At 65.8% G+C, this 14,340-nt stretch carries 19 protein-coding genes; 13 read left to right on the top strand and 6 right to left on the bottom strand.

The features are described 5' to 3' along the window. The first annotated feature begins 30 nt into the window (after positions 1–30). A complete protein-coding gene (locus tag ACQEVO_RS21605; RefSeq protein ID WP_432915967.1) occupies positions 31–765 on the top strand; it encodes a DUF4191 domain-containing protein in 735 nt (244 codons plus the stop codon). Between the two features lie 166 nt (positions 766–931). Here ACQEVO_RS21605 and ACQEVO_RS21600 read toward each other — a convergent pair whose 3' ends face one another. Both ACQEVO_RS21600 and ACQEVO_RS21595 read right to left on the bottom strand, forming a co-directional pair. Then, a complete protein-coding gene (locus ACQEVO_RS21600; protein ID WP_432915966.1) occupies positions 932–1,300 on the bottom strand; it encodes a YrdB family protein in 369 nt (122 codons plus the stop codon). A 33-nt stretch (positions 1,301–1,333) separates the two neighbouring features. Then, positions 1,334–1,864, bottom strand: coding sequence for an RDD family protein (locus ACQEVO_RS21595; protein WP_432915964.1), 531 nt, complete (start codon positions 1,862–1,864; stop codon positions 1,334–1,336). A gap of 249 nt (positions 1,865–2,113) precedes the next feature. Here ACQEVO_RS21595 and glnA point away from each other — a divergent pair, with 249 nt between their 5' ends. The 6 genes from glnA to ACQEVO_RS21565 all read left to right on the top strand — a co-directional run bounded on the left by glnA (position 2,114) and on the right by ACQEVO_RS21565 (position 7,461). Further along, entirely contained in the window at positions 2,114–3,550 is a 1,437-nt protein-coding gene (glnA, locus tag ACQEVO_RS21590) for a type I glutamate--ammonia ligase (protein ID WP_432915962.1), read from the top strand. Positions 3,551–3,847: 297 nt separating this feature from the next. Further along, the gene (locus tag ACQEVO_RS21585) at positions 3,848–4,306 is read left to right on the top strand and encodes an excisionase family DNA-binding protein (RefSeq protein ID WP_432915960.1); all 459 of its coding nucleotides are present in this window, start codon (positions 3,848–3,850) and stop codon (positions 4,304–4,306) included. A 1-nt stretch (position 4,307) separates the two neighbouring features. Further along, positions 4,308–4,874: a PIN domain-containing protein gene (locus tag ACQEVO_RS21580; RefSeq protein WP_432915958.1), complete on the top strand. Its 567-nt coding sequence runs from the start codon at positions 4,308–4,310 to the stop codon at positions 4,872–4,874. A gap of 124 nt (positions 4,875–4,998) precedes the next feature. After that, positions 4,999–5,736 carry a DUF899 domain-containing protein gene (locus ACQEVO_RS21575; protein WP_432915957.1) on the top strand — a complete coding sequence of 246 codons (738 nt, stop codon included), beginning with the start codon at positions 4,999–5,001 and terminating at the stop codon, positions 5,734–5,736. Then, positions 5,733–6,581 carry an alpha/beta fold hydrolase gene (locus tag ACQEVO_RS21570; protein ID WP_432915955.1) on the top strand — a complete coding sequence of 283 codons (849 nt, stop codon included), beginning with the start codon at positions 5,733–5,735 and terminating at the stop codon, positions 6,579–6,581. Before ACQEVO_RS21575 ends, ACQEVO_RS21570 begins: the two co-directional genes overlap by 4 nt. A gap of 448 nt (positions 6,582–7,029) precedes the next feature. Continuing rightward, a complete protein-coding gene (locus tag ACQEVO_RS21565) occupies positions 7,030–7,461 on the top strand; it encodes a VOC family protein (RefSeq protein WP_432915953.1) in 432 nt (143 codons plus the stop codon). A 163-nt stretch (positions 7,462–7,624) separates the two neighbouring features. Here the strand turns inward: ACQEVO_RS21565 and ACQEVO_RS21560 are convergent, their stop codons facing one another. Continuing rightward, positions 7,625–7,990, bottom strand: a complete 366-nt coding sequence (locus ACQEVO_RS21560) for a VOC family protein (RefSeq protein ID WP_432915951.1) — start codon at positions 7,988–7,990, stop codon at positions 7,625–7,627. Between the two features lie 93 nt (positions 7,991–8,083). On the opposite strand from ACQEVO_RS21560, the gene ACQEVO_RS21555 reads away from it, so the two are divergent. From ACQEVO_RS21555 to ACQEVO_RS21545, 3 genes are all read left to right on the top strand, one after another. Further along, positions 8,084–9,028 (top strand): helix-turn-helix transcriptional regulator, encoded by a 945-nt coding sequence (locus ACQEVO_RS21555; RefSeq protein ID WP_432915949.1) that lies wholly within the window; start codon positions 8,084–8,086, stop codon positions 9,026–9,028. A gap of 120 nt (positions 9,029–9,148) precedes the next feature. Further along, complete coding sequence (locus tag ACQEVO_RS21550) at positions 9,149–9,367, top strand: DUF4287 domain-containing protein (protein ID WP_432915946.1); 219 nt, start codon at positions 9,149–9,151, stop codon at positions 9,365–9,367. Positions 9,368–9,641: 274 nt separating this feature from the next. Beyond that, a complete protein-coding gene (locus ACQEVO_RS21545; protein ID WP_432915944.1) occupies positions 9,642–9,944 on the top strand; it encodes a hypothetical protein in 303 nt (100 codons plus the stop codon). Positions 9,945–10,063: 119 nt separating this feature from the next. Here ACQEVO_RS21545 and ACQEVO_RS21540 read toward each other — a convergent pair whose 3' ends face one another. Together ACQEVO_RS21540 and ACQEVO_RS21535 are read right to left on the bottom strand one after the other, a co-directional pair. After that, a complete protein-coding gene (locus ACQEVO_RS21540) occupies positions 10,064–10,261 on the bottom strand; it encodes a helix-hairpin-helix domain-containing protein (RefSeq protein ID WP_432915942.1) in 198 nt (65 codons plus the stop codon). Positions 10,262–10,367: 106 nt separating this feature from the next. Beyond that, positions 10,368–10,928, bottom strand: coding sequence for a TetR/AcrR family transcriptional regulator (locus tag ACQEVO_RS21535; protein WP_432915940.1), 561 nt, complete (start codon positions 10,926–10,928; stop codon positions 10,368–10,370). A gap of 103 nt (positions 10,929–11,031) precedes the next feature. Between ACQEVO_RS21535 and ACQEVO_RS21530 the strand changes: the two genes are divergently transcribed. Next, entirely contained in the window at positions 11,032–11,706 is a 675-nt protein-coding gene (locus ACQEVO_RS21530; protein WP_432915938.1) for a class I SAM-dependent methyltransferase, read from the top strand. A gap of 33 nt (positions 11,707–11,739) precedes the next feature. On the opposite strand, the gene ACQEVO_RS21525 is transcribed toward ACQEVO_RS21530, so the two are convergent. Further along, positions 11,740–12,759: a hypothetical protein gene (locus tag ACQEVO_RS21525; protein WP_432915936.1), complete on the bottom strand. Its 1,020-nt coding sequence runs from the start codon at positions 12,757–12,759 to the stop codon at positions 11,740–11,742. Positions 12,760–12,929: 170 nt separating this feature from the next. Between ACQEVO_RS21525 and ACQEVO_RS21520 the strand changes: the two genes are divergently transcribed. Further along, positions 12,930–13,934: a hypothetical protein gene (locus ACQEVO_RS21520; protein WP_432915934.1), complete on the top strand. Its 1,005-nt coding sequence runs from the start codon at positions 12,930–12,932 to the stop codon at positions 13,932–13,934. Between the two features lie 68 nt (positions 13,935–14,002). Then, positions 14,003–14,320 carry a hypothetical protein gene (locus tag ACQEVO_RS21515; protein ID WP_432915931.1) on the top strand — a complete coding sequence of 106 codons (318 nt, stop codon included), beginning with the start codon at positions 14,003–14,005 and terminating at the stop codon, positions 14,318–14,320. Positions 14,321–14,340 lie beyond the last annotated feature (20 nt).

Genomic DNA, 14,340 nt, shown 5'->3' with positions numbered 1-14,340 from the left:
GGTCCGGGTGCGGGCATTATTGTGGGACTCATGGCAGCAGGCAAGCCCGACAAAGAGGCGAAGGCCGCGGCGAAAGCGGCGCGCAAACAGCAGTCGAAGGAACGTCGTCAGCAGATCTGGCAGGCGTTCCAGATGCAGCGCAAAGAGGACAAACTGCTGCTGCCGCTGATGATCGGCGCGGTGGTGGTCACCACGCTGGTGCTGTTCGGGATCGGTTTCCTCTTCGATGTGCAGTGGTTCCTGCTGCCGCTGGGCCTGCTGCTGGGTGTGCTGTTCGCCTTCATCATCTTCGGCCGCCGCGTACAGAAGACCGTCTACGGCAAAGCCGAAGGCCAGGCCGGTGCCGCCGCCTGGGTGCTCGACAACCTCCAGGGCAAATGGCGGGTGAGCAACGGTATTGCCGCCACCACCCAGCTCGACGCGGTGCACCGGGTGATCGGGCTGCCCGGCGTGATCTTCGTGGCCGAGGGTTCGCCGCAGCGGGTGCGCTCACTGCTGGCCCAGGAGAAGAAGCGCACCGCCCGCCTCGTCGGCGACACCCCCATCTACGACGTGGTGGTCGGTAACGAGGAAGGTCAGGTCCCGCTCAAGGAACTGCAGCGCTACCTCACCAAACTGCCCCGCAATATCGACACCAAACGGATGGATCAGATCGAGGGCCGGCTCAGCGCCCTCAGCGCCCGCGGCGGCCCGGCCATGCCGAAGGGCCCGATGCCCACCAACGCCAAGATGCGCGGTATGCAGCGCACCATCCGCCGCCGCTGAGTTCTCGGCGCCGCCTCCGGCGGCGCAGGTTCGGGGCCCCCTCGTGTCTCGAATCTTCCCTCCTCCGCTCCTCCGCTTCGCTCCCCCGCTCCGTCAGTCCAGATCCGAGACGGGCCCCGAACCACGGAGGTCAACTATCCGCGGCTCGGTCGGTAAGCCTGGAAGGTCAGCGCTTCGCCAACCAGATCACCCGGTCGTAGGCTACGACCTGGTACAGGAGCATGGCCGCTGCGGAGAACAACGCCAGACGCGGCAGTCCGGCGACCCATAGTGCGGCTGCTCCGCCCCACAGCACGGCGAATTCGATACCCAGTCGGACCGGTCCAGGAACAGCGACCGGAGCCGCACCCGAACGGCTCGGGTCGTCCGGCACGGCGAACACACCCCAGGCCGCTGCCGCGAGCACCGGTAGTAACACGACCAGCAGCCATCGGCTCGGATTGTCGGTCACCCGCCAGCCGAGGGCCGCGAAGGATACGAGGGCGATCAACTCCAGCAGGAACCGGACGCCGAGCAGGGCGGGTTTCAGTGACACCGGGCGATCGTACGGCCGGGTCCCGTCACTCGGTCAGCGCGAGCGGACCACCGCGGTGCCCGTGGCGCGGTCGTGCATACCGCGACCGTCGCCATCGGTGAACAGGGCGGGAACGACGAAGGTGAGCAGCACCTGCCGGCCGAATGCGCGCAGGAAACCGACCCGCGCCGGGATATCGACCCGGATCACCCGCAGTCGCAGGAAGTACTGCCCCGGGGTGAAGCCGAACAGGGCGACCGCGACAATCCCTATCGCCATCCAGACCAGCCAGGTCGGGGTGCTCAACGCCGCCGAGACCGCTTCGAAGGCCGTGGGCTCGGCCACCCCGGGGGGCGGGTCGGATTCGGCGATGATCTGCTGCGGATCGGGTCGCACGATCAGCGCGGCGATGCCGATCGAGATGACCCAGTCCACCATCAGCGCCGCGATGCGCCGGGGGAGACCGACCAGGGACCCCGCTCCCTTACGAGGCAGACCGATATGTTCGCCCCGGTACTCGCTTGCTTCCGGATCGCCGGAATCGGCGGAGGGTCCGGTGAGCCAGGATCCGGTAACACGTGCCATGACCCCAGGATATGCCCGTCGATTTCCGGCATTTCCGGCGGTGACCGCTCTCCCGGCGGCCGGGGCGGGGCCGTTCCGGCAGGTGAGCGCGGAGTAGTGTCCGTGGCGTGGCCGACGACACCGGCTGGTCGGCACGTGTAACACTGGCGAAACACGGCCTTGACTGCCGGGAAACACCCGGTCCATAGCGTCGGTTCGCGACGCCCCGCACTCGATACTGGCTGGGAATCTATCCGTAAGGAGATATAAGTGACGTTCAGCACGGCCGACGAGGTCATCAAGTACATCGCGGATCAGGATGTCGAATACGTCGACATCCGTTTCAGCGATCTGCCGGGTGTGCAGCAGCACTTCTCCATCCCGGCGAAGGCGTTCACTGCCGACCTGGCCGAAGAAGGCCTTGCGTTCGACGGTTCCTCGGTGCGGGGATTCCAGTCCATCGACGAGTCCGACATGCTGCTGCTGCCGGACTTCGGCACCGCGGCGCTGGACCCCTTCCGTGCGGCGAAGACGCTCAACATGAACTTCTTCGTGCACGACCCCTTCACCCGTGAGTCCTACTCCCGCGACCCGCGCAATATCGCGCGCAAGGCGGAGGAGTACCTGCGCTCCACCGGTATCGCCGATACCGCGTTCTTCGGCGCCGAGGCCGAGTTCTACATCTTCGACTCGGTCCGCTACGACTCCGGCATGAACAGCGCCTTCTATGAGGTCGAGTCGATCTCGGGCTCCTGGAACACCGGCGCGAAGACCAACCCCGACGGCAGCCCGAACCGCGGCTACAAGGTCCGTAACAAGGGCGGGTACTTCCCGGTCGCCCCCTACGACCACTACGTCGACCTGCGCGACAAGATCTCCACCAACCTGCAGAACGCCGGGTTCGAGCTGGAGCGCGGCCACCACGAGGTCGGCACCGCCGGCCAGGCCGAGATCAACTACAAGTTCAACACCCTGCTGGGCGCTGCCGACGATCTGCAGCTGTTCAAGTACATCGTGAAGAACACCGCGTGGGCCGAGGGCAAGACCGTCACCTTCATGCCGAAGCCGCTGTTCGGTGACAACGGCTCGGGTATGCACGCCCACCAGTCGCTGTGGAAGGACGGCAAGCCGCTGTTCCACGACGAGGCCGGCTACGGTGGCCTGTCGGATCTGGCCCGCCACTACATCGGCGGCATCCTGCACCACGCGCCGTCGCTGCTGGCGTTCACCAACCCGACCGTGAACTCCTACCACCGCCTGGTCCCGGGCTTCGAAGCCCCGATCAACCTGGTGTACTCGCAGCGCAACCGCTCCGCCGCGGTCCGTATCCCGGTCACCGGCAACAACCCGAAGGCCAAGCGCATCGAGTTCCGCGCGCCGGACTCCTCGGGCAACCCGTACCTGGCCTTCGCCGCCATGCTGATGGCCGGCCTGGACGGCATCAAGAAGAAGATCGAGCCGCTGGCCCCGGTCGACAAGGACCTCTACGAGCTCCCGCCGGAGGAGGCCAAGAACATCCCGCAGGCTCCCACCAGCCTGGCGTCGGTGATCGACCGCCTCGAGGCCGACCACGAGTACCTCACCGAAGGCAATGTCTTCACCGAGGACCTGATCGAAACCTGGATCACCCTCAAGCGCGAAAACGAAATCGCCCCGGTGAACCTCCGTCCCCACCCCTACGAATTCGAACTCTACTTCGACGTGTAAGCCTGACCTGCGATTCTACCCCTGCTTCCGGTCTCCGGACCGCAGTGGGTACGCAGTAGGAGGTTTCGAGTCCACCCGCTCAGTGATCGCGCGATCACTCGGCGGGTGGACTCGTCTGTGTCCGGTGACAGATGCGCGAAGGCGTCGACGTGGCCGGTGGCGGCATTGGGGAGCCGCCGCTCTGCGCTCAGAGGCGCCGCTCAGCTCGCTGGCATCACTCGCCTTCTCCGGGGTCGGAGACATCGACGCCTGTTTCGTTTATTTCGTTTATTGCTATCCTGGTCGTGGAGGTGAGTCGTGACGGGTGTACACACTGCGAAACGAATCGAGCCGGGTGCCATCGATGCCGAGGTCGCCGCGCGAGCTATGCGCCGCATTCGCGACTATCTTGCCCGGCATCCCGATGAGGACGCCATTTCGGTCGGCCGGGAGGTCGGCAGCGATGATGCCTTGGTGGTGCCACGCGCGGTCGTCGATCTGCTCGCCTTCGTGCTGGCGGAAGCGGCGGGTGGCCGAGGCGTCACCATTGTCCCCTCCGACGCGGAATTGACCACGCAACAGGCCGCGGACATGCTGAACGTTTCGCGGCCCTATCTGGTCGGCCTCCTGGAATCGGGTGAGATTCCGTTCCGCCTGGTGGGCACCCATCGACGCGTCAGGTTCGATGATCTTCGCGCCTACCAGCGCCGGCTCGAAGAGTCCGGTCGCGCTGCGGCCGACGAGCTCTCCGAGTTGGGTCAGGAACTGGGTATCTGACATGCCCTGTGTGGTCGTTTACGACGCGAACGTCCTGTACGGCAACACCTTGCGGGACATGTTGATACGGGTCGCCCGGTCCCGTCTGGTGCAGGCGAAGTGGTCTGAACGAATCCTCGACGAGGCGCTCGAGAATCTGTCGGCGCGCCGCCCGGATATTCAGCGAGCCAAGCTCGACCGGCTGCGGGCACTGATGAATGCGGCAGTTCCGGACAGCCTGGTCACGGGCTACGAACCGCTGATCGAAGTACTGAAGCTCCCAGATCCAGATGATCGGCATGTACTGGCTGCTGCGATAAAGTGCCACGCGTCGACGATCGTTACGTGGAATCTCTCCGACTTTCCACCGGAAAGCCTGAATCCGTGGAATGTGGAAGCCAAGAGCCCTGACGAATTCCTCCTCGAGCAGATCAGCATCGACGATCGGCGAGTATGGGCGTGTGTCCAGCAGATTGCGGATTCACGGCGCCACCCTCCGGAAACGGCCGAGGATGTGCTCGACGCACTCGACCGAGCGGGAATGCTGGAATCCGTAGCCGCTCTCCGATCAGGGCGCTGGACAGCCTGATAGTGGATCAGATCGAGTCGCAGATCGCGCCGGCCAACGGTGGATGCCCCGGAGAGCGATGATTTCCGGCTCCGGGCCCGGTCCACATATCCAGAGCAGATCCATCCGGACTCTGGAGGAAATCATGACCGAGCACACCGCCGGCGCCTTGCCGCCGATCGTCGACCGGCAGACGTGGGCGACCGCGCTAGATGATCTGCGGAAGCGGGAGAAGGCCGCCACTCGTGAACTGGACGCGATCGCCGCGCAACGCCGCAGGCTGCCGATGGTCGAGCTGCCGGACTACACACTGATCGGCCCGGACGGCCCTATCCGGCTGGTCGACGTTTTCGACGGGCGCTCTCAGCTCATCGTCTACCACCACATGTGGTCCGATGGTGCGGAGTGGCAGTGCGGCGGTTGTACCGGGCTCACGTCTCAGTATGTCCGGCTGGGTTGGCTCGACAACTACGACGCCCGCTTCGTCGTCGTCACCAACGGACCCATCGGTGAGGCGCTGGCCTACAAGACGAAGGTCGGCAACATGATGGACTGGTATTCGTCCTCGGAGAGTTCGTTCGGTACCGATGTGGACGCACCGCCCGGCGGGGGTTTCGCGGTGAACGTGTTTCTCCGCGACGGCGACAAGGTCTACCGCACCTGGCACACCAACGGCCGCGGCACCGAGCAGCTCAGCTACACGTTCGCGTTGGTCGATATCCTGCCGTGGGGCCGCCAGGAGGAATGGCAGGATTCACCCGACGGGTGGCCGAAATCGCCCACCTATTCCAAGTGGCTCGATTCGCCCGACGTTGCCCGGCTGTACGGTCCGGACGCCGACGCTACTCCGGTTTCCGGTGCGCGAGGGGATAGCTCGAAATGACGGCAACGAAGCCTTCGCGCAGTGGTCACCTGCCGATCAACGGTCTGCGCCTGTATTACGAAGTGCACGGTGAGCTCGGCAGTTCGGAAACGTCCCCGCTGCTGCTCATACCCGGCGCATTCATGGCCACCGACTCGATGACGTCGTGGATATCCGGTTTCGCGGGCGAGCGGGCGGTGATCGTCTTCGATCAGCAGGGGCACGGCCGCACCCCGGATACTTCGCGGACGATGTCGTACGAGCAATTCGCCGACGATGCGGCGGAATTGCTGCGCGCCTTGGATGTCGAGCGCGCGGATGTCATGGGCTACTCGCAGGGTGGTGGGGTCGCCCTACAGCTCGCGCTCCGTCACCCGGCACTCGTGGGCAAACTGGTTTCGCTGTCGGCTACCTTCCGCAAGGACGGCTGGTATCCCTCGGTGCTGGAGGGCATCGCGGGTCTCGACGCGGCAATGTTCGCCGGTACACCCGTCGAGACGGCGTTCCTCGAGCACACGCCGGATCCCACGGCATTCGCCGCCTACCTCGAAAAGATGAAGGTGCTGAATATCGAAGACCAGAACATCAGCGACGCGCAGATGCGTTCGATCTCCGCGAAAACGATGGTGATAATCGGTGATGCGGACGGCGTGAAACCGGAGCATGCGTTGCAGATGTTCACGCTGCGCGGGGGCGGTGACGAAGAAGCGGCGGCATCGGGCATGTTGCACAAGGCCCCGGCCGCGCGCTTGGTGATTCTGCCCGCGACATCGCATATCGGTATCAGCGGGGAGTCGGCGGTACTGGTACCGATGGTGAGTTCCTTCCTCGACGATCTGCCACCGGCGACACCTGAACTGTTCTGAAGGAAGTCGATCCGCCGAGTGATCGCAACGGTGATCACTCGGCGGGTCGACTCGTCTGTGCCTCAGGATTTCGAAGGGCGGCTTGCGCACAGTGCCGTCGTGAGGGCGGCGTGTATATCAGCGTCCTGCGCTTCGCTCGACCCTGGAAAAAGGTTGACCATCACCGTTGCGCTCCGGCCGTCGGTCGTGGTCGCGCCGATCGTCTGGAAGCCGAAGACCTCCCCGGAGTGCACCAGGCCAAGCCCCCGCAGGGCAGCGGCGTGCTCTGCAAACCCAGGCCGTAGGCGGCGTTGCGGGGGCAGCGTTCGAGGCTCGCCGGGTCAGTGACTGCGGACCTGATGCGTCGGCCGCCGGCGACCCGCCCTGGGTTGCCTCCGGTAGGCCGATCCGGAGCCGCGACGGCGGTAGTCTGGCGGCGGCCGGGACCACACGTTCGACGGGAGTCTTCGTGAAGCAGCAGGCGCATTTCCTCACGATCGCCACACCGGATCTCGACGCGGTGCGGCAGTTCTATGCGGCGGGGTTGGGCTGGGAACCGCTGATGGATGTGCCGGGGGAGATCGTTTTCTTCCAGATCGCGCCCGGGTTGGTGCTCGGCTTCTTTCTTGCGGAGAAGTTCAACGCCGATATCGCCGACGGGTCCGATCGGGCGGCGGTATCGGGGCTCACGCTGTCGCACAACGTCGGCAGTCGCGAGGAGGTCGTCAGTACTGTAGACGCGATGGTCGCCGCGGGCGGGACGGTGTTGAAAACGCCGCGGGAGAGCGAATTCGGGGGCATCTTCAACGGTCACGTCGCCGACCCCAATGGAGTGGTGTGGGAGATCGCGCACAACCCCTCCTGGCGTATAGAAGGAGACGGCACCGTGGTGCTCGGGTGAGCGCGGTACGTGCCGGTGTCGCGCAGGGCGGCCCTGCACGATGAGCGGCCGTACCGCTTGCCTACCTCGAATCAGGTGAGCCCGCTTGCGCGGGTCTCGGAAGCGGCCTCCCACACCTGGTGTGGGAGGCTCCGTTCCGTTGTTCCTACGTACCGCAGGGGTATCAGTCGACGGGTGCGACCCGGATGAGGTTGCCGTCGGGGTCGGCTACCACGAATGTGCGACCGAAGACCTCGTCGTACGGTTTCGCGACGACTTCGACGCCCTTACCGGCCCATTTCCGGAAAAGCTCGTCGATCTCTTCCGGTCCACCCGGCAGGGCCAGGCAGAGTTCGCTCGTACGAGGGATGTCGCGGGACAACCGGTCCTGCACACCGCTCCAGACGGCGAGCTGGATTCCGCCGCCGAGGTCGAAGGCGATGAAGCGCGGGGACTCGAATACCGGCTTCATATCGAACAGATCGCCGTAGAAACGGGCGGCGGCCGCCGCGTCGCCGACGTACACGATGAACATGTTCGGAGTGGTCATGGGGATGTTCTCCTCTTGCCGTTGGTGTGGACGACATGAGGTTCGCTGCTATACCCGACAGATTCCGGCAGGTTTCCGGAAGAATCTTCCGCTATGACGCCCGATCGCTTCTTCTCCCTGCTGATCGCCCTGCAGTCCCGGGAAACCGTGACCACCACCGAACTGGCGGATGAGCTGGACATCTCGGTGCGGACGGTGTTCCGGGACGTGCAGTGGTTGCAGGATGCCGGGTTCCCGATACTGGTGCGCCGGGGCCGATGGGGCGGGGTGACCCTGTTGCCCGGCGGTGCGCTCGACCTCGCCCGGCTCACCCCGGACGAACGCGACCACCTCGCGTTGTCCGGGCTCGACGATGCGCAACGTGATCAACTCGGTGGCGGCCCCGACGGCCGCCGGGCGCGGAGCAAGGTGGCTCCGGGTCGTATGCGTCCGGAGAATCTGTTGCCGGTGCATGCCGTGGTGACCACCGATAACCGGCCGTGGTTCGGGCGGGCCGGTGAGGGGATAAGCCCCGCGGCGTTACTGGGTGACCTGCGGCGCGGGGTCCGGTTGCGGATCAATTACCGCCGCTCGAACGAGACCGAACCGGCCTGGCAGGTGGTCGACCCGTACGGGCTGCTGGCAAAGGGCGGCCGGTGGTATCTCGTGGCCGACCACAACGCCCACCCGCGCCTCTACTCGCTGGAACGGATCGCCGGATGGCGGGCGCTGCGCACAGCACGGCGGCTGCGGGCCGGGGCGAGCCTGCACACGGTCGCCGCGGAACTTTCCGCGAACTGGGAGAACGCGGGTGCCCTGCGGATCGAGGGTGAACTGACCGCCGGCCAGCTGGAACGCGCGAAACGGATCCTCGGAACTCGCCTGACCGTCCGGCCACCGGAGCAAGGCGGGCGGGTACACATCAGCGTGGCCTGCCGGGTGGTCGAGGATGTGCGGCAACTCCTGCAGTTCGCCGATGATTTCACGGTCACCGGCCCGCCGGAAGCACGCGAACGGATCCGGGAACTCACCGCGGCGATGCTGCGCAACTATCAGTGAGCCCACGGTGGTATCCCGCATCGCCCTATGTGGTTCGAGTCACAGATGATGTCGCGACGATTTCCCGGGTCGCACCCCGTCCTATGCGTTGGAACGTTGTATGAAGCAAGGAGAACCACCATGGCGGCACAGCCGAAAGGTCCCGCGTCCTATTTCCCGTCCATCGAGGCGAAGTACGGCCGCGGTATCGAGGAGTGGAAAGCCGTCCTGCGGGACTCCGGGTTGTCGTCACACAAAGAGCTCGTCGAATTCCTGAAAGCCGAACACGGTTTCGGGCACGGGCATGCCAACGCACTCACCCAGCATCATCTGCATCCGGAGAAATGGGCCGCCGCCTGACGGGACCGGACGGACCGGCCGAAGCGCACGAGGGGTGCTGCGGGTATGCCCGCATCTGCTTTCGGCTGTCCGCTCCGGGGAGTTCGGGCCGTCGACAGCGCGCGACACGGAAACGCATGGAGCCCGGACCGTCCCGTTCTGTTGTTGTGCGTTACCGCCCGGGTGGCACGTCACGACCCGGCGTAGAAATGCCCTGCTGCGACCGAGTTCCACCGTAGGCTTCGCCGCACCGGCACGTCGGTGGCGGTAGAGCCGAGGGATTGGGGCGCATCACATGGTAATTCGGGACCGATCGGGACTTCCGGCGGACGATTCCGCGCCGGTCTACGGTGAACCGTTCGAAACATCCGACGGTGCCATCGTCATCACCGTCGCCCGCCGCGGCCTGTTCAGCACGGTGATGCGGCCCGCCGGAGTATTCGTCGTACGCGACGGGTCGGCGACCTGGGTTCCCGCGGTCGACGTCGACCGGATAGCCCTCATGGGTGAACTGATCGGCCTGCTCGCGGCCGTGATCGCGAGTCTGGCGATCCTGCGCCGCCCACCCTGGCCCGACCTCGGGCGTCGCGGCAACTGACAGGTCCGCTCGTCCACGCGCGGTCCGGCAGGAGACCCTGGACTATCGATCGGGCGACCGTCACTTCAGCCGCGAGGCGCATCCTGCGCCCGCCCGGAAGAACCCGGGACTACGGCTTTTCAGGGGTGTTCGCGACGCCGGGCTTCGTCCAGCAGCTGGATCGCCCGGGGGCCCACTCCGTGGAGCGCGAGTAGGTCGTCCAGTCGCGGCGGCAGGTCGGCGATCGTCCGGTAGCCGGCGTCCATCAGTGCACCGGTCGCGGGCCGGCCGATCTTCACACCGTCGAACACCGGTCCGCGGTCCTGCATTGTGCTCATGCCGCGAAACTACCTCGCGGCATTCCGGTTCCGGCGGACAAAACCGGCGCGGTTCATGCGCCCGTCCTCGTATCGGGACTTGGGCATACAGAATTGCGCCCGTGAGTCATGGGCTGTCCGGTGTTTCCTGGGACTCGGCCGGGAGCGCATCGCCGCAGAGGGAAGCGAAACGCCGCCATGCCGGCTCGGGGCCGACCGGGTTCGTACGGTCGGTGACCGCCGTCAACAGGCCGACAAGCGCCCAGGACAGCATGGTGACGGTGAGGTCGTCGACGGCCGGTCCGGGCTGCTCGTCGAGGTGTTCGCGCAGGATGTCCGCGACACTGCTGCGGTATCCGCGCAACGCTGTCGTCGTCGCCTTGGGCCCGATCAACGGTTGATATACCTCCGGATACCCCGCCGCCAGCCCGATCATCACCCGGACCGGCGTCCACCGCGCCCGGTCCGGTGAGCGGGCGATTTCATGCCGCAGATGCTCGCCGCAACTCACCACGAGCAGGTCGTCCTTGTCCCGGTAGTGAGCGTAGAAGGTAGAGCGCCCGACGTCCGCCCGCGCGATCACATCGCTCACGGTGATGCGGTCGTAGGCACGCTCCATCATCAGCTCGATGAGGGCCCGGTGCAGGGCCTCGCGGGTCCGCCGGACCCGGCGGTCGGGGATACTCATACGTCTTCTCTCGATGGACAGTCCGGCCGGGTATGTCCGGAAACGGACGGATCAGGCCTATCTGATTCTGGTCGATCGTGGCCCCGGTGGCGACGATCGACACATGACATCAGATCAGCGCACCCGCGCCCCCATGTTCGTCGACACCCCCGATACGGGCCTGGTCATCGAGGGTATGCGTCGCTATAACGTGTTCACCGCCGTCTGGTTCCTCGGTCGGCATCGCCGGCTGCTCAGCGAACTCGTCCGGGCAAGTGGAGCCCGCCCCGGTGAGGACGCCGTCGATATCGGTTGCGGCCCGGGCAAACTTGTTCGCGCTCTTGGCGCGCAGGTCGGGCCGATGGGCAGTGTGGTCGGTATCGACCCCTCCGCGTCCGCAGTCGACTACAACCGCCGGCGGGACGATCACTCGAACCACCGCTATGTCCAGGCTCCGGCGCAGCAGTTACCGCTGGCCGATGCCTCCGTCGATGTGGTGACGTGCACCTTCGTGATGCATCACATCCCAGAGGAGTATCGCGCGGCGGCGATTTCCGAAATGTGGCGCGTGCTGCGTCCGGGCGGTCGGCTGGTGCTGGCCGACGCCCGGCCCACGCCGTGGATGCGTTTCCTGTTCAGCCGATCCACTCGCCGGCGGCACGACACCACCGATCCGTTCGACGCAATCGACATCCGTCGTTACACCCCCGAGTTGCGGGCGGTCGGCTTCCTCGGTCCCGATGACCTCACCGGCTGGATGACCGGTATATCTGTGGCGTCCAAGCCGAAACGGTTGTGATCCGCGGATCTGCGATCCCGATCCGGCTGCGGTTCACCCGGTCGTCCACAGCGGTGCACCGTAGACGTTGAGTTTGTTTATGCCGGAGTCGGCGGAGAAGCCGAGGGCGACGGCCGTGTAGTGCCACGTCGCGCCACTGGATTCCGCTGCCAGCACCATCGAGTCGACACCGTGGGCCGAGCCGTGGTGGCGGGCGGCCAGCTCACGTGCCAGGTCCTTCAGATCGTTGTCTCTCGTCCGCCCGATGAGAAGTGCGCAGCCGCCGGGTGCATTGCAGAAGAAGATCGTGTGCCGATGGAGGTCGGTGGCGTCCAGGCCGCAGGAAACGAGTTCCGACATCAGTTCCCACGCCGGTTCCCCGAAGTGCCGCACGAGCTTCATCGGCACGGCAGCGTCATTCGGCCGGGCCTGGAAGTAGATCTTGTAGTTGATCTGGCCGTAGGCGTCTACTTCCAGCGCGGTACCGCTGAGCTCGATCAGCTTCTCGTCGTCGGGGACCGAGGCCAGCGCGGTGAATTCGGGCCAGATGCTACACAACCGTTGAAATGTTCCCGGCACTATCGCCGGACTGCCGTAGACCTTCAGGCGAGCGATGTGTTCGGGGGCGTACGGGTGGTGGACGATGCCGGTCCCCGCGGCGGACCGGCATCGGGCCGGAACCGGTCGGGCCGCGGGATAGAGCGTCGCGACGAAGGATGCCAGCATATCCGCGGTCGCTTCGCTGCTGTTGGGTAGCCGAGCGGCGAGATCGCGAATCACCGCACACTGAGCGGTCACCCGGGTGGCGAACGAGGTCTCCTGGGTGGCCGCCTCGGCCGTGTAGCGGAGGGTCGGAACGATTTCACCTCGGCCGCCGCTCACGCTGACTTCCAGCGGAATTCCGTAGCGGGTCATGGTGCTGGCGAGTCGTCCATCCGGTCCGCGTGGATCCAGTTGTCCTGTACAGGCACGCTCCAGCACCCCACGAAGGGAGGTGGGATCGAGCGGCCACTCCATCCGCTCGGCCCAGTCCACCAGGAAGTTCCCGGCGGCGAGCACGGCCGTATCGGTCATTCCGGGAATTTTGCCATGCCGGTTACAGCCCCCTTCGTCTATTCCCATGGCTGGGACGTCGCCGGTTCCATGGATGATGGACAACTGTCGTATCGATCGAGGATCGTCGTTGGTTCGATCCCGCCCGCCGGATCGACTCGCTCCCCGGGGATTCGAGCGGAAGGAAGGCTGTGTCCGAAGTCGCCGGCGCCAGGGGCGAGCTCGTCGAGGCAATTGCGGCCGGTGCCGCTCACTTGGTGAGCCGGCAAGAGCCGGACGGGTACTGGCGGGATTTCCACATGCCGCCCGGCCGATCCGACACCTGGATCACCGGTTGTGTGGGTGTGGTACTGAACCTCGTACGCGACCTCGTCCCCACGGAACTCGGCACCGCCGGTGCGATCGACCGCGCCGCCTGCGCGTTACGCGCCTCGCGGCGGAAAGGTGGCTGGGGATACAGCCGCCGCGTTCCCTGCGATGCCGACTCGACCTCATGGGCGGTTCGTCTGCTCGCCGGATACGACCACCGCGAGATTCCGGGCGAAATCTTCGACAAATACGTAACCTCCGCATCGGGTATCCGCACCTTCCGTTCGCCGAAGTTCTTCGGGAGCTGGGCCGACGAGCACGACGAGGTCACCCCTGCCGTGGGCCTTGCCTTCCTGGCGCTGGGCGATTCGAGCGCAGTCGACCGGATTCGCCCCAGGGTCGTGGAGCGGCACCGGGAAAGCGGTGGGTGGACCGCTTTCTGGTGGCGGTCCGATGCCTATGGGATCGCCCATAACCTGATGTTTTTGGCACGGACCGGAGGCGTACCGGCCGATGTCGCCGCGGTCGAGCGCGCGCGGCTGGATGATTTTGTGGCGCGCGATGGCAGCTGCGCGGATACGCCACCCGAGCCGCCGTTCGATACCGCTCACCGTCTGATTGCCGCGATTCGCCTGGACGCGCAGGACCATGCCGACCTGTTTCTTCGTGCGCTGCTGGAAGCTCAGTTGCCCGACGGGAGCTGGCCGCCGTCGGCCAGAATGCTGGTACCGGGCGAATCGGATGCGCTCGAGTACATCGATGATCGTGGTTTGCTCAGTACTGCCGTAGCGGTGATGGCAGCCGTGGAGGCCGTGTCGACATCCGCAGCCGCGCGCGAGCAATATGCCGCGCAGCGCCTGCGCCGGCGATTGATCGAGGAGAAATGAGAGAAGTCCACCCCGATGTTTCTGCTGCACTGAGCATGGTTCGGGAGTTGCGGCACCGAGTTGCCCGGGTGCGCGAGCGAACCGAGGAGATCGTGGCCCGCCGCCCCTCACCGAGTGGTCTGGTCATTCCCGAGGTTGATGCCATGGGCCGCCTGCGCGACCTGTATCTGGCGCCCGGGACCTGCGCTCGTTTCGGGAATCGGGAGCTGGCCGACGAGATCGTCGCTGCCATTGCCGAGAGCGCGGCGGACGCCCGCCGGCAGTACCACCTGAGGATGAACGACCCCGGCGATCGGCCGCGGCCGATCGCCGAGGTCATGCGCGAATGGCGGGCGAGAACGGGACCGGGCAAGCAGCTCCCCAACTTTGGGAAGGCGGAACAATGAGTAAGGGCTAAATGGTGGGA

This window comes from Nocardia sp. CA-290969 (assembly GCF_050936135.1).
Taxonomy (GTDB): domain Bacteria; phylum Actinomycetota; class Actinomycetes; order Mycobacteriales; family Mycobacteriaceae; genus Nocardia.
Note: the sequence above shows the minus strand (reverse complement) of the source record. Positions and strands in the feature narration are given on the sequence as shown.

Bases quoted from the DNA above. Each gene is read 5' to 3' on its own strand.
- ACQEVO_RS21605 (WP_432915967.1), top strand. From the start codon at position 31: ATGGCAGCAGGCAAGCCCGACAAAGAGGCGAAGGCCGCGGCGAAAGCG.
- ACQEVO_RS21595 (WP_432915964.1), bottom strand. From the start codon at position 1,864: ATGGCACGTGTTACCGGATCCTGGCTCACCGGACCCTCCGCCGATTCC.
- ACQEVO_RS21580 (WP_432915958.1), top strand. From the start codon at position 4,308: ATGCCCTGTGTGGTCGTTTACGACGCGAACGTCCTGTACGGCAACACC.
- ACQEVO_RS21575 (WP_432915957.1), top strand. From the start codon at position 4,999: ATGACCGAGCACACCGCCGGCGCCTTGCCGCCGATCGTCGACCGGCAG.
- ACQEVO_RS21570 (WP_432915955.1), top strand. From the start codon at position 5,733: ATGACGGCAACGAAGCCTTCGCGCAGTGGTCACCTGCCGATCAACGGT.
- ACQEVO_RS21560 (WP_432915951.1), bottom strand. From the start codon at position 7,990: ATGACCACTCCGAACATGTTCATCGTGTACGTCGGCGACGCGGCGGCC.
- ACQEVO_RS21555 (WP_432915949.1), top strand. From the start codon at position 8,084: ATGACGCCCGATCGCTTCTTCTCCCTGCTGATCGCCCTGCAGTCCCGG.
- ACQEVO_RS21550 (WP_432915946.1), top strand. From the start codon at position 9,149: ATGGCGGCACAGCCGAAAGGTCCCGCGTCCTATTTCCCGTCCATCGAG.
- ACQEVO_RS21545 (WP_432915944.1), top strand. From the start codon at position 9,642: ATGGTAATTCGGGACCGATCGGGACTTCCGGCGGACGATTCCGCGCCG.
- ACQEVO_RS21540 (WP_432915942.1), bottom strand. From the start codon at position 10,261: ATGAGCACAATGCAGGACCGCGGACCGGTGTTCGACGGTGTGAAGATC.
- ACQEVO_RS21535 (WP_432915940.1), bottom strand. From the start codon at position 10,928: ATGAGTATCCCCGACCGCCGGGTCCGGCGGACCCGCGAGGCCCTGCAC.
- ACQEVO_RS21530 (WP_432915938.1), top strand. From the start codon at position 11,032: ATGACATCAGATCAGCGCACCCGCGCCCCCATGTTCGTCGACACCCCC.
- ACQEVO_RS21525 (WP_432915936.1), bottom strand. From the start codon at position 12,759: ATGACCGATACGGCCGTGCTCGCCGCCGGGAACTTCCTGGTGGACTGG.